Origin of the sequence: Rathayibacter sp. AY1F4 (assembly GCF_002931775.1) — a bacterium.
Lineage (GTDB): Bacteria > Actinomycetota > Actinomycetes > Actinomycetales > Microbacteriaceae > Rathayibacter.
The window spans coordinates 72,136-88,545 of the sequence record NZ_PSVE01000006.1; the positions used below are offsets into that span (position 1 = coordinate 72,136).

Consider the following 16,410-nt stretch of genomic DNA (forward strand, 5'->3'; position numbering starts at 1 on the left):
CTGCCTGTGCGGTCCGCCGGCCACCGCGCTCGGCCCCGCGCTCAGCCGCCGGGCCAGCTGCGCTCCTTCGGCAGCGGGCGGGCGTAGCTGTCGATCCGGCTGGTGCCGAGCCGCTGCCGGACGAGCGTCTCGACGAGCGCGGCCGCCGCCGCGACCCCGTCGACCACCGGCACGGGCAGCCGCGCGCCGACGTGCTCCTCGAGCCCCGCCATCCCCGCGCAGCCGAGGCAGATCACCTCGGCGCCGCGGGCGATCGCGCGCTCGCCCGCCGCGACGAAGGCGTCGAGGGTCGCCTGCGGATCCTCCTCCAGCTCGAGCACGCCGAGGCCGGTGTCCTCGATCGCGGCGCAGTGCGCGATCAGGCCGGCGGTGGTGAGGCTGTCCTCGATCTGGCCGACCGCGCGGCGGACCGTGGTGACCACTCCGTAGCGGCGGCCGAGCAGCATCGCGAGGTGCGCGGACGCCTCCGTGATGTCGACGACGGGCACGTCGAGCAGCTCGCGCGCGCCCTCGCGGCCGTGCTCGCCGAAGCCGGCCATCACGACGCCGTCGATGCCGGCCGGCAGCCGCTCCAGGGTGTGCAGGACGGCCGCGGCGCTGAGGAAGCTGTCGTACCAGCCCTCGGCCGAGGCGACGCCCCAGCTCGGCGTGATCGCGACGATCTCGGTGCCCGGCCCGACGGCGAGCCGGGCGCGGGCGGCGGCCGTCTCGGTCATCGACTCGGTCGTGTTGCAGTTGACGACGGCGATGCGCATCAGCGGCCCGCCGCCGCGGGGACCCCGGACAGGCGGATCTCGCTGCCCGCGTCCCGCAGCCGCGCCAGGTCGATCAGCGCGGCGGCGACCGCGAGGTCCTGCGCGGCGAGGCCGACGGAGTCGAACACGGTGATCTCGTCGTCCCGGGTGCGGCCGGGAGCGGTGCCGGCCACGACGTCGCCGAGCTCGAGAAGCCCGGCCGCCGCGTCGAGCGCGCCCTCCGCGATCGCGAGGACGAGGTCGCCCGACTTCGCCCGGGCGGTGGCGGCGCTGTCGACGACGAGGATGCCCATCGCCATCGCCGCGGAGTCGAGCTCGCGGTGCTCCGGCCGCGGACGGGCGCCCACGGCGTTCACGTGCTGGCCGGCATGCAGCCAGGCGCCGCGCACGATCGGCTCGACCGACGGCGTCAGCGTGCAGAGCACGTCGGAGCGCTCGGCGACGGCCCGCGGATCCGCGGCGCGGGTCACGGGGCGCCCCACCGCCTCCTCGAACCGGTCGAGCGTCGCGTCCGACCGCGACCAGACCACGATCTCGTCCAGGTCGCGCACCGCCTGCAGCGCGCGGACGTGCGCGACGGCGAGGTTGCCGGCGCCGATCAGCCCGAGCACCCGGCTGTCCGCCCGGGCGAGATGCCGGGTGGCGACCGCGGAGGCGGCGGCGGTGCGCGCCCGGGTGATCAGCGCTCCGTCCAGGACGCCCACGCACTCCCCGGTGAGCAGCGAGGTGACCAGGATGGTCGAGCGCTGCGTCGGCAGCCCGCGCGCCGCGTTGCCGGGCAGGTCGGCCATCAGCTTCACGGCGGCCAGGCCCAGGGCGTCGGAGCGGACCGCCATCGGCAGGATCAGCCCGTCGTCCTCGCCCGCGAGGGCCGTCGGCGCGCCCTGGTGCAGCGCCCCGGAGCCGAGGTCCGCGAACACCTGCTCGACCGCGCCGAGCACGTCGACGTCGGGGAGCAGCCCGGCGATCTGCTCGAAGGCGAGGACGAGCGTCATCAGCGCGCGCCGACCGTCGTGCGGCCGGTCAGCTCGGCGAGGGAGGGGGCGCGGGTGACGAGCCCGGCCTCCGCGAGGATCCGCATCCAGCGGTCGGAGGCGGCCTCGTCGATCACGGTCGTGTCCCAGACCCCGCCGGCGGCCATCTCGTCGGCGGCCTCGTGCAGGAGCACCGGGTCGCGGTCGGGCCAGCGCGCGGCGAGCACCGCGTCGATCTCGGCGCCGGCCTCGCCCGCCGTGATCCGCTGCATCGCCGTCTCGATCGCGTCGACGAAGCGCTCGGTGCGGTCGGCGAGCTCCTCGACCCGCTCGGTGCGGGTGTAGTAGACGCTGTTGGGCATCACGCCCGCGTCGAGGTGGCGGAAGACGATCTGCCCGCCGCCGGCCGCGACGAGCTCCTTCGCCGAGAGCAGGTCGAGCACGATCGCGTCGCCGAGGCCGTCGCGGTAGAGCTCCAGCATCATCGCCGTGGACAGGTCGCGCGCCCAGCGGGTGGCGGAGACGTCGAGCCCGGCCTCGCGGATCAGGCCCGCGGTGAACTCGAACGGTGCGCTGCCGCCGGCGCCCGGGGCGAGCACGACCTTGCCGGCCAGCCAGTCCAGCCCGACCGGTCCGGAGCCGTCGCGGGCCACGATCGTCATCGGGAAGCGGTGGTTGAGCTGGCCGACGACGGTCAGCTCGCGGCTCGTTCCGGCGTACATCCCGGGGACCCAGAGCCCGCCGAGGGCGAGGTCGGCGGCGCCGGAGTCGAGGTCGTCGAGGACGCCGGTCCAGGGGTCGCAGGCGGTGGCAGTGACGGCGAGGCCGCGCTCGGCGAACAGGCCGCCGACGTCGGCGACGTACTCGGGGAGGTAGTTGAGTCCGTTGGCGGTGGCCGAGACGGTGAGGGTGTCCATGGTGCTCCTTGTGGTGCTGTCCGGTGGTGGGTCGCGCCCCCGGCGCCGGAGCGCCGGGGGCGGGGGTGGGTCAGTGGGCGGCGGCGGCGATCGCGTTCTCGTTGACGTCCTCGAGCGAGCGACCCCGGGTCTCCGGGGCGAAGCGGGAGGCGACGACGAGCACCGCGTACATCACGGCGGCGAGGCCGAAGACGCCGGCGAAGGCGAACGAGCCGTAGAGCGCGACCGCGAGGAACGGCATGACCGCTCCGGCGATGTTGCCGATGCCGTTGACGATCGAGGCTCCGGAGGCGCGGATCGCGGTCGGGAAGATCTCGGCGGTCCAGGTGGCGAGGGTCGTGTTGGTGACCATCGTGAAGAACTGGAAGAGAGCGCCGAGCACGAGGATCGCCCCGGTGCCGTTGCCGAAGCCGGCGAAGGCGAGCGCGGTGAGGCAGCCGAGGACTCCCGCGGCGCCGACGGCGGTGCGGCGGCCGACGCGACCGGCGATCAGGGCCGCGGTCGTCGCTCCGAGGAGCGAGCCGATGTTCATGATCATCGTGTAGAGCAGGCTCTCCGACACGGAGTAGCCGCGCTCGACCAGCAGGGTCGGCATCAGGAAGTTCAGCGTGACCTGCGACCCGAAGGCCATCCAGGACGCGACGCCGAGGGCGGCGGTGCGGCGGATCACCGGGCGGCTGAACACCGCGGCGGGCGAGGCCGACATCTTCACGGGCGGCAGGTCGTCCGGCGAGAGCTCGACGGGCGGACGGGCGGCGGTGGGGGTGAGCGAGTTCGAGGCGAGGATCGCGAGCGAGCGGTTCGCCTCCTCCGTGCGGCCCTGCGAGAGCAGCCAGCGCGGCGTCTCCGGCAGCTTGCGGCGGTAGAAGACGACCAGCAGCGCGGGGACGGCGAGGATCACGAACGACCAGCGCCACACGGAGTCGGGGCCGCCGAGCGGGGTCTCCAGCGGGCCGAGCAGCAGCAGGAACAGGCCGTAGGAGAGGAAGTTGCCCAGGCCCCCGGCGCCGACGTTGACGGCGCCGATCGCGGTGCCGCGGAAGCGGGTGGAGACCATCTCGGAGAGCATGACCAGGCCGATCATGAACTCGCCGCCGATGCCGATGCCGACGATCAGGCGGCTGACGAGCAGCATCTCGTAGTTCATCGCGACGGCGCTGAGCAGGCCGCCGAGCGTGTAGATCAGCAGGTTGAGGCTGAGCGAGAAGCGGCGGCCGTAGCGGTCGGCGAGGTAGCCGGCCAGCACGCGGCCGATCAGTCCGCCGATGACCGTGGCGGTGTTGATCGTCGTGAGCTGGACGTCGCCGATCTGCAGCGTCTCCTTGATGTGGCTGCCCATGGCACCCACCGAGTTCTGCTCGAGGGTGTTGAAGAACTCCCCGGCGAGGATCAGTAGGAAGATCCAGAACTGCGCGCGGGTGAAGCCGATGGAGTCGAGGACGGAGGCGACCGTGTGGCCTGAAGCGGGCGGAGCGGTGGTGCGGGATACAGCAGACATGTGTAGCTCCCAGCAGGGCGAGGGGGAAAGCGGCTCCAGAGTGATGGTCACCGCGAGGACTCCTCTTTTGTATCCCAAACACCGTTTCGGGCAGGTTTCCACGATGCTACAACCTTCCTCTGAGCTGCAGTGACCGCGCAGAACCGCATCCACCTCGAAACGTTCGCTGGCGGTGGTATACAAAAGGGCCTCGATGCGCGCAGGGGCTACATGGACCCGTAATGCGGGAGATGTGGGGCACGAGCCGCCGTCGTCATGCGTCTCACGACCCCGGCTGGCCGCGTCTTCAGGCCCCCCGAGGAGTAGGGGCGGCGACCTGAGAAGCGAACCCGGATCGTCGCGCTCCTCGTTGAGCTGCGCGGGCGCCTTCTCGGCGAAGCTATCCGCCACCCCGCCGCTTCACCGTCGGGCCCGTCGTCACCGCAGCTGTCGTCAAGACCGTCGACCACAGCGTTCTTCCGACGCTCGTCCGCAGATCTTGAGCAGCGCCGAGTTCGGCTAATCCTGCGTCCCGTATGGGGATCGTTCACCGGTACACGCGCACGCAGTAGAACCGGCCGCGCGATCCTGTGGATCTCGGCTCTTCGTGGCGGTGTTTTCACGGGGCTTCGTGTCGTGATGCCCCTCCAGTCACTGGTGACGGTCAGCGGGTGGGGCGGACGCGGTCGAGGTCCGCGCGGACGGGCGCGGGTTCCTGCTCGAGCGGCAGGTTCTCCTGGTCGAGCACTCCGTCGACGGATCCGGCGGGGTCGGGGTCGAGGGCGGCGAACAGGGGGCACGCCGCGGACCTGCACGGCTGGACCCGGTTCGTGTCCATGCAGGACCAGTACTCGCTCCTCTACCGCGAGGAGGAGCGCGAGATGTTCGGCCTGCTCGCCGACCAGGGCGTCGGCAGCATCCCCTACAGCCCCCTCGCCAAGGGCCGCGTCGCCCGCCCCGCCGGCGAGCAGACCCAGCGCTCCTCCGACGACCCCGTGGGCAACGCCTTCTTCGCCGACACCGAACGCGACCGTCCGGTCATCGACGCCGTGCAGAAGATCGCCGAGGCGCGGGGCGTGTCGATGGCGCAGATCGCGATGGCGTGGGTGCTCAACAACCCCGTCGTCAGCGCACCGATCATCGGCGCGACGAAGCCCCACCACCTCGATGACGCAGCCGCCGCTGTCGACATCGACCTCACCCCGGACGAGGTCACCGCGCTCGAAGAGCACTACCAGGTGCGCCCCGCCGGCGGCTTCTGAGCACCGGCTCCCACCAATCACCACGAAGCGGCGGCGTCTCGGCTCAGGGCAGGAGGACGATCTTGCCGGTCGCACGACCGGAGCGGCCGAGTTCGTGTGCCTGCGCGACCTCGTCGAGAGAGAAGGTGTCCGCGATGATCACGCGGACCGCGCCGGAGCCGGCCAGCTCGGCGAGGTGCGCGCGCTGTGAGGAGCGGTATTCGGTGCCGGAGTCCTGTCCGGGTCCGTAGCCGATGAGTGTCACGCCGGTTCCGATGCGGCGGTCGGATCCCGTGATGGAGGCGATGCGTGCGGGGTCGGCGATCAGCTCCAGCGACACGTCGAGTGCCTCGTCGGTGCCCGCGGTGTCGATCGCGGCGTCGACTCCCTGCGGTGCCGCGGCCCGGACCCGGTCGGCCAGTCCGGGCCCGTAGGAGATGGGCGTCGCGCCGAGCTCACGGAGCAGCTCGTGGTTGCGCTCCGCAGCGGTCGCGACGACAGTCGCGCCGAGGTGGCGGGCGAGCTGGACGGCGATGAGTCCGACGCCGCCGGAGCCGCCGTGGACGAGGACGGTGTCGCCGGCCCGGACACCGGCCGCGTGGACGGTGTGCGCCGCGGTGAGTCCGGCGAGCATGAGCCCGCCCGCCTCCGGCCAGGAGAGGCTCTCGGGTTTCGGGATCAGTGAGCTCGCGTGGACGACGACGCGATCGGCGTACGCGGCGGTCACGGGGTAGACGATGACCTCGTCCCCGACGGTGACGCCGTGGACGCCGGGTCCGACCGCTGCGACGACTCCGGCGGCGTCCATGCCGAGGCTCGGCATCACCTCTGACAGGCCGGCGGCGTCCTTCTCGTCGTCGTCGACCTCGTGGAAGGCTCCGCTGTAGAGCTTCCAGTCGAGTGGGTTCACTCCGGCGGCCCGCACCTCGACCACCACCTCGCCGGGGCCGGGGACGGGGGTGTCGATCTCGACGACGTCGAGGACGTCGGGACCGCCGAATGCTCGCGGGCGCACGATGCGTGCCATGGGGACCTCCTGGTCGGGGTGCTCGGCCGGATGCCGAGGAGAGGGGGAGCGGATCGCTCGTTCTCCATGGTGAAGCGCCTCGCGGTTCTCGTCGAGAGCAACATCGGCAAGAAACGGTTGCGTGCGGCACAATGACTACATGTCGACCGAGCAGCTCGATCTGAACCTCCTGCGGGTCTTCGACGCGCTCCTCACCGCAGGCAGTGTCACCGGCGCGTCCGAGCTCCTCCATCTGTCGGTCCCGGCGACGAGCCGAGCACTCGGGCGACTGCGGCTGTCGATGCGCGATCCGATCCTCGTGCGCGCGGGTCGGAGCATGGTGCCGACGCCTTTCGCCCAGCGCGCGGCCGGCCGGGTGCGGGGCCTTCTCGAGGACGCCGACCGGCTCCACCTCGAGAGCTCCGGAGACCCGGCCACCTGGAGCCGGACGTTCACGATCCGCATCAACGACGCTCTCACCCCCGTCCTCGCTCCTCGACTCACGCGGCTCGTGGCGACGGAGGCGCCGAACATCCGGCTCCGCTTCCTGCCCCAGGACGCGAAGGACCCGGACCTGCTCCGGGCCGGCTCCCTCGACCTCGACGTGGGTGTCGCGGATCCCGGCCCGGCGGACGTCCGGACGTCGCCGTTGTTCACCGATACGTTCGTCGCGGTGGTCGCCGCCGAGTCCCGCCTGGGCGAGCAGGCACTGCTGACGGCCGAGGACCTCTGCTCCGTGCCGCACGTCTCCGCCTCCCGTCGCGGGCTCGACCGCGGGCCCCTCGACGACGCCCTCGAAGGGGCGGGTCTCACCCGGCGCGTCGTGGCGGTCGTCCCCAGCTACGCCGTCGGCGCACTGATGGCACTCGAGGACGACCTGCTCTGCCTCATCCCTTCGTGCCTGGCAGCGCACCTCGTCGAACGGAGAGTGCCCCTGCGCATCCACCGCGTCCCGTTCGATCTCCCGACCGTGACCGTCGAGCAGCGGTGGCACCAGCGCGCGGACGCCGACCCTGCCTCGCGCTGGCTCCGGCGCACCCTCACCACGGCAGCGGAAGCCGCACTCCCTGGCCTACGCGCCAGCAGCTCGGGTGGCAGATCGTAGCGTCCCCGTTTCCCGGCTCCGGGGCGTTGCCGCCGCCGAAGTGTTTTCCTCTCCAGCCGCTCCTCCTACCGGAATGAAAACGGGTAGGCCGTCCTGTATGGGGATCGTTGAGGCGTTCGATCGGGTCGAACACCGCACTGTCGGCATCAGGACTGCGGGACGCCTTCGGAGCAACTTGTGGAACGGATGGGTCGTCGCATACAGGCACGACTCGGCGAACCCCCATCATGTGTCGGTGGACCAGCCGTCCGATAGACCGTCGTCGTACGGCCGCCGAAGACGGCGTCTCGGCGTGCCGAGTGTGGAGTTGCTCGCTTGATGGCGGCGTTCTCTGATCGCTCGATGGCGCCATTCAGCTCCCGATGACGAGGACGCTGGCGGCGGCTTCGATGACGTCGTCGGTGATCGTCTCGAGTTCGTTGATCTTGAGCACGCGGCCGATCTGGGGGAAGAGCCGCTCGAGGAGGCGGAAGTTCCCGCGGGTGATCCGTTCGATGGCTGCGACGGCTTGGGCGTCGGTGAAGTCGTCTGGGTTGAGGGTGCGTCCGAGGCGCTTCCAGTGTCGGTCGAGGACGTAGAGGAGTTCGTCTCGGCCGAGGGCGCGGTAGCGGTGGGAGAAGCCGAGGCGGCTGTAGAGCTGGGGGTAGTGGCGGAAGCGCTGGTCGATGCCGGGCATGCCGATCAGGATTATCGCGAGGTGGATGCGGTCGTGTTCGTCGCGGAGCAGCTCGAGAGCGGTGGGCGTGAGCCGCTCGACTTCGTCGACGATGAGCATCTCGACCCACCGAGTGGTGTCGCCGTTGTGCACGCCGGCGACCTTCCCGATGGTGCGGAGGTGCTCATCGATGCAAATGCCGAGGTGAGCCTGCCACTTGCCGATCTCTCGCATGAGGTCCTTGGGTCGCGGCAGTACCTCGGGTGTGTAGAAGACGGTGCGGGAGCGATGCGCGAGCGCGTTGTGTTTCGCGTCGTCTTCGCCGCGCGGGCCCCACGCGGTGAGGTAGGGCTCGAGAACGTCCCAGTTGGCGTAGCGGCGGGCGGAGTTGGTCTTGCCGACTCCGGCGTCGCCTTGGCAGATGCCGATGGTGCGCTCCTTCCTCACCGCGTTCGCGAACTCGGTGAAGCGGCGGTGTTCCTTGGTGGCGATGAAGGTCTGGGTCATCACTCCTCCTCGTAGGTGCGGAGTCGTTTCTTGCGCGGAGTGGGGTCCGCGAGGTGGGGTTCCTCGCGGTGGGCGACGGTGGGAATGCGGTCGTTGATGGTGCGGCGGAGTTCGTGGCGGCGCGCGCGGCGGGCGGCTTCGATGTCGCGGAGGCTGAGGCGGATGTTGGGGTGGGCTTCGTCGACGGCGACGCAGAGGAAGGTGTCGTGGTCGTAGACGCGGATCTCGGAGACGTCGCGGGGGTCGTAGCGGATGGTGACGGTGTGTCCGACGAACGGGGCGAGGGTGGGCGCGAGGTAGCGCTGACCCTGGAAGTGGATGCCGTCTCGCTGCACGGTCCGATGCGTGGGCACGGTGAGCAGCAGGCCGTCGAGCTCGTCGAGGGTGTCGGGCATGCGGGGCATCCAGCCGTCCGCGACCCACGCGTCGCGCGGGGAGACACCGAGCTCTTGGTGGGTGCGCTGGTTGTAGGTGGCGATGAAGGCGCCGATCGCCCGGTCCACGCCCGGGAGATCGAGCACGGGCTGCGGGCTGCGGTTCCCGGGGCCGAGGTGGCCGGGGAGGGTCGGGAGGACTTCGGTGTTGATGGTGCCGAAGAAGCGCTCGATCTTGCCGCGCCCCTGATGCCGGCCGACAGTGGAGAAGATGAGCCGGAGGTGCAGCTCGACGGCGGTGCGCTCGAGGTGGTGGCTGGTGAAGTCGGAGCCGTGATCGACGTGCAGCGCGTCGGGGATCCCGCACATCGCCCATGCCGGGTCGGTCTTCCGCCAGATCGCCTGCCGCAAGGCGAGAGCGGTGTTCAGCGACGAGGGTGCCCCGGTGAAGAGCATGTAGCCGCAGATCGCGCGGGAGTGATCATCCATGACGGTCGTCAGCCAGGGGCGGTCGGGCTTGCCGTTCGCTCCGACGATGAGGATGTCGAGTTCGGTGTGGTCGGCCTGCCAGATCTGGTTCGGCCGTTCCGCCCGACGGCGGAACACCAGCTCGTGGCGGTCGCGATAGGAAGCCGGGCCCTCCAACGCGAGAGTGACGAGCGCGGGGTCGAGGGCCTGCACGATCTGACGGACGGTCGCGTAGCTGGGCGCCGGCCGGCCGTCGCGCAGGCACTCCTCGACGGTGAGGCGATGCAACGTCGCGATCGACGGTCGAGGCCGGGTCAGGGCGACCCCTCGATGGCGGCGACGGTCGCCGGATCCGTGCGCCGACCGCCCTTGTCCGTCCTCGCAGTGTCGTCGAGCCCGGCGAGCCCGTCCCTCTTATAGAGCTGATGCCAGCGCTGCAGCGTCCGCGTGCCGATGCCGCTCTCGCGGGCGAGGGCCGCGAGGGGGACCCGATCTTCGACGTGAAGTCGAAGGATCCGCCACCGCTCGAGGCCGTCCACCAGTCGCTACATCGCTGCACTCTCGCGGGCCGCGTGAGCCTGCTGGTGGCGATAGAGCGTCGCGCGACTCCACCCGACGAGACGAGCAGCGTCCTCAGCGGTGCGACCACGTGCGCGAGCGTCGGCGGCGATCGCGAGCTTGTCCGCGATCACGACCGGATCCGAGAGAGGCCGGCCGAACCGGGTGCCGTTCGCGCGGGCGGCGGCAATGCCAGCGTTGACCCGCTCCACGATAAGTTCGCGCTCGTACTCCGCGAGCGTGGCAAGCATGTTCAACATCAGCCGGCCCGTCGATGTCGACGGATCGATATCGTCCGAGATCGACCGGACCTGCACACCACGCTCGCGCAGCAGGTTCACCGTGTTCAGCACGTCGATCAGGGAACGGCCAAGGCGGTCGACTCGCCACACGACCACGGTGTCGCCGTCCTCGGCGTACTCGAGGAGCTTCTTCATTCCGGTCCGCTCGATCGCGGTCCTGCTCCCCGAGGTGACGTCCGCGAAGACGTCGCGCTTCTGCACGCCGACCGCGACGAGCGCGTCGAGCTGCAGCTGCGCGTCCTGACTCGACGTACTCACACGCGTATAACCCAGGAGTCTCACGAGCCCATTCTGACTCGGAAACACCCTCTGCGACCCCTCCTGAGACGAAACACGGCAAGACGGCTTTCCGAGACAGACTCGCGCCCGAGATCTCGGCTCCAGCGGACCTCGAGTCGCATCTTGATCAGGAGTCTCGAAAAGCTACTGTTCACCAAGACGATCAGAGAAAAGCTCAGTAAGCGAATAGCCCTGGTGCTGCGTACCTCTCGATGACGAGCTCATGTCAGGTCGGTGTGACGCCGATTCGGACAGGACCGTCGAGTGCTCGTCTGATTCCCTCGTCGAGGTCGGAGAGGGAGACCGTGTCTCCGACGAGGTCGGCGAAGGGCCATGCCTGCCAACGGTCCACGATGTAGGCGGTGGCTGCGGCGAGATCTCCTGGTGTGTAGTTGTGCACGCCGCGGACGGTGAGGAGTCCGCGGACGACGCGCTCGGGGTCCAGCGGGACCGGCTCGGTGGGGAAGACGCTGCCGATCAGCACGACGACTCCACCGGTCGTGGCGCTGGTGAGCGCGGAGTTGACCGCGGCGCGCGAACCGGAGGCCTCGAGGACGACGTCGAAGTCGCCGGCGAGCTCATCGGGATGCAAGGCATGGGCGCCGAAGCGTCCGGCGAGCGCGCGTCGGCCGAGGTTCGGTTCGACGAGGGTGACGGCGGCGCCGCGGTCCGTCGCCATCGCGGCCGCCGTGAGCCCGATGAGCCCTGCGCCGCTGATCAGCAGCCGAGCGCCCGGGAGTGGATGCACGGCCTCCGCTGCGGTGAGGGCGGCCCAGGCCGTTGCCGTGCCGCAGGACACCGGTGCGAGGACGGTCGCCGGCACGTCCTCGGGCACCCGGATGATCGGCGTGCCCGCGACGACGTGCGCATGAGTGGCGAAGCCACCCGAGAGCGCCCAGGCGTCGCTCATCCGCTCGTGGCCGTACTTGCGCAGGGTTCGGCACTTCTGCGGGAGCCCACTCGTGCAGCGGTCGCAGGCGCCGCAGCTCGCGGCGATCGACCAGAGGACGCGGTCGCCTACGGCCAGGGGGGAACCGTCGTGCGCGCGGGGGTCGCCGGCGCCGAGCTCGACGAGGCGGCCGAGCTGCTCGTGCCCGAGGACGAGCGGAGCCGGAGCGGAGCGGTCGCCGTGGACGGTGTGCACGTCGGAGCCGCAGATCGTGGCGAGTTCGATCTCGACCAGCACATCGCCCGAGCCGAGGCGGACGCTGACGAAGGCGACGGCCTCGTGCGGGCGGTCGGGAGCGAGCCACACCATTGCCGTAGCCGAGGGGCGCAGCTCGACGCGCCGCGCTGCGGGGTCGATCGGTGTCGGCGCTGTGGCGGTTCTCATAGGAGCTCGAGTGCGCGCAGGGCGGTGACGTCGTCGACAACGGCGTGCGCGCCCGCGCCCTCGAGACGGGTGCGATCGTGCGCTCCGCTGAGGACGCCCACGACGAGGCCGGCTCCCGCGCGGCGGCCGGACAGGATGTCGCTCGCGGTGTCGCCGATCACGGCGACGGCGCTCATAGCCGTGACCTGCGCGCGCAGCGCGGCCGTCAGGACGAGATCGGGCGCGGGCCGGCCGCGTCCCGCGTCCGCCGGCGAGAGGGCGATGCCGACGAGGTCGCGCCAGCCGAGCGCGTCGAGGATGGCGTCACGGGTGATCGGTGCGAAGCCGGTGGTCAGCGCCACCTCGATCCCGGCGGCGCGCAGCTCGTGCAGCAGCTCCTCGGCGCCGGGGATCGGCGCGGCGGCGCCCTCGAGGATCAGCTCGGCGTAGGCGTCCTCAAACGCGGCGGTGGCGCGCTCGGCGGCGGGCACGTCTCCTCCTGCGAGGTGGGTGAACACGTCGATCTTCGACTGGCCCATGGTCTCGCGGACGTAGGAGAGCGCCTCGGGCCAGGGCAGGCGGTCGGCGACTCCGGTGCGCTCGGCGGCGCGCTGGAAGGCCTGCTCGACGACTCCGTCGTCGGCGACGGTGGTGCCGGCCATGTCGAGGACGATGAGCTCGATCCCGGCGAGGGCGGGGCCGAGGGTGGCAGGGGTGGGGGTGAGGGTGGTCATCAGCGGCCTTCCGTGGCGACGAGGAGGGATGCGGTGCTGTCGAAGCGGTCCGCGAGGGTGGTCTCGGCGAGACCGAGCCCGGTGGTCATGCCGATGCCGGTGGTGACGGTGCGGACGAGGACGCCCGGCTCGGGCTCGGCGACGAGGAACTCGTCGCGGCCGCTGGCGTAGACGCCCTGCCACCGCTCGAGCACGCGGGGCGCCGCGCCGAACAGCCGCGCCGTCTCCTCCAGGAGGAGGTCGGCGGTGGCCTCGGACTGGAACGGCTCCGGGCTGACCGCTCGGTGGTGCGAGTCGCCGACGACGACGCTCCCGTCGGGCAGCTGCGTGTACATCTGGTTGAGGTCGATCGCCGCGAGGTCCGGGCGCTCGGAGTGCAGACGGGAGCGCACGGCCTCCGCCTCCGGCAGTCGCGCGAAGCCGCTGTAGCGGATCAGCGACCAGCCAGTCAGCAGCGGTGCGGCCAGCGGCGCGCGCAGCGGCAGGGCGACACGGAGCATGTCGAGCGAGCAGCGCAGCACGTCGTGGGCATCGGCGAGCTCGGGGAAGAGCTGGTCGAGATCGTGGTTCACCGCGACGACGATCGTGTCAGCGTGGATCCGGCCCCGGCTGGTGTCGACGACGCCTTCGCGAACGCGGCCGACGGCGGTGCGCATCCGGAACTCGACGCCGAGGTCGGCGAGGTGGCGGACGATCGCGGCGGCGGCGGTGCGCGGGTCGGCCTGCAAGTCGTAGGGCAGGACTGCTCCGCCGACGACGACTCCGGGGTCGACCGGCAGCTCCGCCGCGGTCTCGCCCGCGTCGAGGAGCCGGATCTCCGGTCCGTCGCCGAAGCCGAACGGCGCCTGAGCGGCCGCCGCCTCGAGCAGGGCGAGCTCGTCGGCGTGGCGCGCGACGATGTGCGTGCCGCGGCGGCCGAGCCGGAAGCCGGCGTCCTGCGAGAGGCGCAGCCACGCCTCCCGGGCCGCGAGGCCGTAGCGCAGCGCGTCGCCGGACTGCGGCGTGAAGCAGAGGTGGCCGAAGTTGCGCACCGTCGAGCCCATCGGCTGCGCGGTGCGGTCGAGCACCACCACGCGCAGGCCCCGCCGGACGGCGGCGTACGCGGCGCCGAGGCCGACTATGCCGGAGCCGATGACGGCGACGTCGTACCGGTCGCTCATCGGAGCACCTTCCGCAGCCACATCGCGACGCCCTCGACGAGCAGGACGGTCACCAGGATCATCAGGACGATCGCGGTCACGGTTGCGTAATTCGAGCCCTGCGCGGCGTTGAGCAGGTAGTAGCCGATCCCGCCGCCGCCGACGATGCCCAGGAGGGTCGCCGCGCGGATGTTGGTGTCGAGCAGGTAGAAGGTGTGGCCGAGCATCGCGCGGGCTCCCTGGGGGACGGTGGCTCCGGCGTAGACCTGGAGGCGGGTGGCGCCGGTCGCGACGAGGGCGCGCTCCGGTCCGGAGTCGACCTCCTCGAGCGAGTCGGCGATGAGCTTGCCGAGCAGCCCTACTCCGCCGACGGCCAGGGCGATCGTGCCCGCCTGGGTGCCCAGGCCCGAGATGACGATCAGGACGATGGCGAGGATGAGCTCGGGCACGCCTCGGACCGCGACCAGCAGCAGGCGGAAGCCGCCGCGGGCGGTGCGGTTCGGGGTGACGTTGCGGGCGGCGAGGGAGCCGACGACCACCGAGACGACGACGGTGAGCAGCGTGGCGGCGAGGGCGATCGCGATCGTCTCCCGCATCGCCTCGACCATGGTGCCGGCGTCGTAGCTGCCGAACGACGGCGGCCAGAACTGCGCGGCGACCGCGGGGATCCGCGCCCAGAAGGTGAGCGCGTCGCTCCAGGTGATGTCGCTGACGAGGACACCCGCGACGATCACTCCGACAGCGACGACTCCGGCGACCGCGTTCCGGGCGCGAGCGCCAGTCCAGGGCCGGTGAAGAGCGCCCTCAGGCGTGCTGACGGGGAGGACTGTGCGGTCGGCCGGCGTCTGTCCGGACCGGACGCGGCGCAGCAGTGCGTCGATCGGTCCTGAGCTCTCGGTGCCGCGGCCGAGCATGGCCGTGCGGACGGAGCTGGACACGATCTCCATCGCCACGCACAGCGCGAAGATGACGATCGCGATGCCGATCCCGCGGCCGTACTGGAGGGACTTGAAGGCGTAGGACATCTCCAGGCCCAGCCCCGCGACGCCGACGTAGCCGAGGATCACCGAGCCGCGGAGGTTGATGTCGTTGCGGTGCAGTACCGTCGCGACCCACGAGGGCAGCACCTGCGGGAGCACGCCGGAGGTGAACTCCTGCAGCTTCGTCCCTCCCGCGGCGCGGATCGCCAGACGCGGCCCCTCGTCGATCTGCTCGATCGCGTCGGCGAAGAGCTTCGAGATCATGCCGACGGAGTGCAGGCCGATGGCGAGGATCCCGGGGAGCGAGCCGAGGGAGAACATCAGCACGAAGACCATCGCGAGCACGACGTCCGGGATCGCTCGGGCCAGCACGCCGAGGAAGCGTGCGATCGCCCGGGCGGCGTTGCCGGGGGTGGTGTTCGCCGCGGCCAAGTAGGCGAGCGGTACCGACAGCACCGCGGCGAGCAGGGTCCCGGTGAGGACGAGCCCGAGGGTCTGCGCGGTGAGGGCGACCAGCTCGGCCGGCTCGGGGAAGGTGATGGCGCCGACGCGGCCGAAGAAGCGCTCGGCGTTCGAGAGCGACTGCACCATCCGAGGGACGGAGATGTCGATCTCGATCAGGGCCGTGATCGCGAGTCCGGAGAGCGCGAGCAGGGTGAGGACTGCCGCGATCCGTTCGGGTGAGCGCTTCGGTATCGGGGCGCGCGAGGCGACGGCCGGATCGGGATGGCGCGCGGTGCGCGGCGGGAGCACGGCGGTCACGGGGCGTGCTCCGGGGTGAGGAGCTCGTTCTGCACGGCCTCGAGCTCGGAGGTCGTCGTCGCGACGCGGCCGTAGATCTCCATGACCTCGGCCTTGGAGAGTCCGGCCGCCGGGGTGTCGAGGACGACGGCGCCGTGCCGGAGACCGACGATCCGGTCGGCCCACGAGATGGCGAGATCGACTTGGTGCAGGCTGCAGAGCACGGTGAGCCCCTCCTCTGCAGCGATCTCGCGGATGAGGGCCATCACCTGATCGCTCGACTCGGGGTCGAGGGAGGCGACGGGCTCGTCGGCGAGCAGAATCGACGGGTTCTGCATCAGGGCGCGCGCGATCGCGACGCGCTGCTGCTGCCCACCGGAGAGGGTATCGGCGCGCTGATAGGCGCGCTCGAGCAGGCCGACCCGCTCGAGGTGCTGGAGCGCGCGCAGCTTCTTCGCCTTCGGATAGCTCCACAGCCCGAGGCGGGGACCGCGCAGATCGGCGAGGGCGCCGGTCAGGACGTTCTCGAGCACGGTCAGCGAGGGGACGAGCTCGAACTGCTGGAAGATGAAGCCGACCCGGCCGCGCAGCTCCCGCAGTCGTCGTCCGCGCAGGGCCGGCACCTCCTGGCCGAGCACGGCGACGGATCCGCTGGTGGGGATCTCGAGGGCGTCGAGGTGGCGCAGGAGGGTGGACTTGCCCGACCCGGAGAGGCCGAGGAGGACGACGATCTCGCCGCGGCGGACGGTGAGTGACACGCCGTCCAGGGCGGTCGTGGTGCCGAATCTCTTGGTGACGTCGGTGATCGTGACCACCGTGTCGGTCGTGGGTTCGGGGATCGTCGTCATGGCATTCTCCAGGTCGGGTTCGTCAGGGGCGCAGGACG

Annotated in this window: 15 protein-coding genes and 1 pseudogene; 2 read left to right on the plus strand and 14 right to left on the minus strand. The window is 71.3% G+C overall.

The genetic code is table 11. The features are described from left to right. Positions 1-41 precede the first annotated feature (41 nt). From C5C59_RS05250 to C5C59_RS17445, 5 genes are all read right to left on the minus strand, one after another. On the minus strand, positions 42-755 hold the full coding sequence (locus C5C59_RS05250) for an aspartate/glutamate racemase family protein (RefSeq protein ID WP_104226500.1): 714 nt from the start codon (positions 753-755) through the stop codon (positions 42-44). Then, positions 755-1,750, minus strand: coding sequence for an ornithine cyclodeaminase family protein (locus tag C5C59_RS05255; protein ID WP_104238903.1), 996 nt, complete (start codon positions 1,748-1,750; stop codon positions 755-757). Before C5C59_RS05255 ends, C5C59_RS05250 begins: the two co-directional genes overlap by 1 nt. After that, positions 1,750-2,646 (minus strand): ABC transporter substrate-binding protein, encoded by an 897-nt coding sequence (locus tag C5C59_RS05260; RefSeq protein ID WP_104238902.1) that lies wholly within the window; start codon positions 2,644-2,646, stop codon positions 1,750-1,752. Before C5C59_RS05260 ends, C5C59_RS05255 begins: the two co-directional genes overlap by 1 nt. A 70-nt stretch (positions 2,647-2,716) precedes the next feature. After that, a complete protein-coding gene (locus C5C59_RS05265) occupies positions 2,717-4,144 on the minus strand; it encodes an MFS transporter (RefSeq protein WP_104238901.1) in 1,428 nt (475 codons plus the stop codon). 643 nt (positions 4,145-4,787) lie between these two features. Then, a complete protein-coding gene (locus C5C59_RS17445) occupies positions 4,788-4,961 on the minus strand; it encodes a hypothetical protein (RefSeq protein WP_219812473.1) in 174 nt (57 codons plus the stop codon). Between C5C59_RS17445 and C5C59_RS17450 the strand changes: the two genes are divergently transcribed. Next, positions 4,960-5,385, plus strand: a complete 426-nt coding sequence (locus tag C5C59_RS17450; protein WP_219812475.1) for an aldo/keto reductase — start codon at positions 4,960-4,962, stop codon at positions 5,383-5,385. The two genes, C5C59_RS17445 and C5C59_RS17450, sit on opposite strands and share 2 nt — an antisense overlap. A 43-nt stretch (positions 5,386-5,428) precedes the next feature. Here C5C59_RS17450 and C5C59_RS05275 read toward each other — a convergent pair whose 3' ends face one another. Beyond that, positions 5,429-6,391, minus strand: coding sequence for an NADP-dependent oxidoreductase (locus C5C59_RS05275; RefSeq protein ID WP_104238899.1), 963 nt, complete (start codon positions 6,389-6,391; stop codon positions 5,429-5,431). Between the two features lie 139 nt (positions 6,392-6,530). On the opposite strand from C5C59_RS05275, the gene C5C59_RS05280 reads away from it, so the two are divergent. Then, the gene (locus tag C5C59_RS05280) at positions 6,531-7,475 is read left to right on the plus strand and encodes a LysR family transcriptional regulator (protein ID WP_104238898.1); all 945 of its coding nucleotides are present in this window, start codon (positions 6,531-6,533) and stop codon (positions 7,473-7,475) included. 352 nt (positions 7,476-7,827) lie between these two features. Here C5C59_RS05280 and C5C59_RS05285 read toward each other — a convergent pair whose 3' ends face one another. The 8 genes and pseudogenes from C5C59_RS05285 to phnC form a co-directional block, all read right to left on the minus strand. Further along, positions 7,828-8,637, minus strand: coding sequence for an AAA family ATPase (locus C5C59_RS05285; protein WP_104238897.1), 810 nt, complete (start codon positions 8,635-8,637; stop codon positions 7,828-7,830). After that, a pseudogene (locus C5C59_RS05290) lies at positions 8,637-10,018 on the minus strand (Mu transposase C-terminal domain-containing protein). The gene C5C59_RS05285 and the pseudogene C5C59_RS05290 overlap by 1 nt, the downstream one beginning before the upstream one ends. A gap of 6 nt (positions 10,019-10,024) precedes the next feature. Beyond that, positions 10,025-10,621 (minus strand): recombinase family protein, encoded by a 597-nt coding sequence (locus C5C59_RS05295; RefSeq protein WP_104238896.1) that lies wholly within the window; start codon positions 10,619-10,621, stop codon positions 10,025-10,027. A gap of 223 nt (positions 10,622-10,844) precedes the next feature. Then, positions 10,845-11,876 carry a zinc-binding dehydrogenase gene (locus C5C59_RS05300; protein WP_258062601.1) on the minus strand — a complete coding sequence of 344 codons (1,032 nt, stop codon included), beginning with the start codon at positions 11,874-11,876 and terminating at the stop codon, positions 10,845-10,847. A 71-nt stretch (positions 11,877-11,947) separates the two neighbouring features. Next, positions 11,948-12,664 carry an HAD-IA family hydrolase gene (locus C5C59_RS05305; RefSeq protein WP_104251234.1) on the minus strand — a complete coding sequence of 239 codons (717 nt, stop codon included), beginning with the start codon at positions 12,662-12,664 and terminating at the stop codon, positions 11,948-11,950. Next, positions 12,664-13,824 (minus strand): TIGR03364 family FAD-dependent oxidoreductase, encoded by a 1,161-nt coding sequence (locus C5C59_RS05310; RefSeq protein ID WP_104251235.1) that lies wholly within the window; start codon positions 13,822-13,824, stop codon positions 12,664-12,666. The genes C5C59_RS05305 and C5C59_RS05310 overlap by 1 nt, the downstream gene beginning before the upstream one ends. Then, complete coding sequence (locus C5C59_RS05315; protein WP_104238420.1) at positions 13,821-15,545, minus strand: ABC transporter permease; 1,725 nt, start codon at positions 15,543-15,545, stop codon at positions 13,821-13,823. Before C5C59_RS05315 ends, C5C59_RS05310 begins: the two co-directional genes overlap by 4 nt. Then, positions 15,542-16,372, minus strand: a complete 831-nt coding sequence (phnC, locus tag C5C59_RS05320; protein ID WP_104238421.1) for a phosphonate ABC transporter ATP-binding protein — start codon at positions 16,370-16,372, stop codon at positions 15,542-15,544. Before phnC ends, C5C59_RS05315 begins: the two co-directional genes overlap by 4 nt. Positions 16,373-16,410: the final 38 nt, after the last annotated feature.

Excerpts from the sequence above, each read along its gene's own strand:
- C5C59_RS05265 (WP_104238901.1), bottom strand. The coding sequence starts at position 4,144 with ATGTCTGCTGTATCCCGCACCACCGCTCCGCCCGCTTCAGGCCACACG.
- C5C59_RS05275 (WP_104238899.1), bottom strand. The coding sequence starts at position 6,391 with ATGGCACGCATCGTGCGCCCGCGAGCATTCGGCGGTCCCGACGTCCTC.
- C5C59_RS05255 (WP_104238903.1), bottom strand. The coding sequence starts at position 1,750 with ATGACGCTCGTCCTCGCCTTCGAGCAGATCGCCGGGCTGCTCCCCGAC.
- C5C59_RS17445 (WP_219812473.1), bottom strand. The coding sequence starts at position 4,961 with ATGGACACGAACCGGGTCCAGCCGTGCAGGTCCGCGGCGTGCCCCCTG.
- C5C59_RS05260 (WP_104238902.1), bottom strand. The coding sequence starts at position 2,646 with ATGGACACCCTCACCGTCTCGGCCACCGCCAACGGACTCAACTACCTC.
- C5C59_RS05280 (WP_104238898.1), top strand. The coding sequence starts at position 6,531 with ATGTCGACCGAGCAGCTCGATCTGAACCTCCTGCGGGTCTTCGACGCG.
- C5C59_RS05285 (WP_104238897.1), bottom strand. The coding sequence starts at position 8,637 with ATGACCCAGACCTTCATCGCCACCAAGGAACACCGCCGCTTCACCGAG.
- C5C59_RS17450 (WP_219812475.1), top strand. The coding sequence starts at position 4,960 with ATGCAGGACCAGTACTCGCTCCTCTACCGCGAGGAGGAGCGCGAGATG.
- C5C59_RS05300 (WP_258062601.1), bottom strand. The coding sequence starts at position 11,876 with ATGGTGTGGCTCGCTCCCGACCGCCCGCACGAGGCCGTCGCCTTCGTC.
- phnC (WP_104238421.1), bottom strand. The coding sequence starts at position 16,372 with ATGACGACGATCCCCGAACCCACGACCGACACGGTGGTCACGATCACC.
- C5C59_RS05305 (WP_104251234.1), bottom strand. The coding sequence starts at position 12,664 with ATGACCACCCTCACCCCCACCCCTGCCACCCTCGGCCCCGCCCTCGCC.
- C5C59_RS05310 (WP_104251235.1), bottom strand. The coding sequence starts at position 13,824 with ATGAGCGACCGGTACGACGTCGCCGTCATCGGCTCCGGCATAGTCGGC.
- C5C59_RS05250 (WP_104226500.1), bottom strand. The coding sequence starts at position 755 with ATGCGCATCGCCGTCGTCAACTGCAACACGACCGAGTCGATGACCGAG.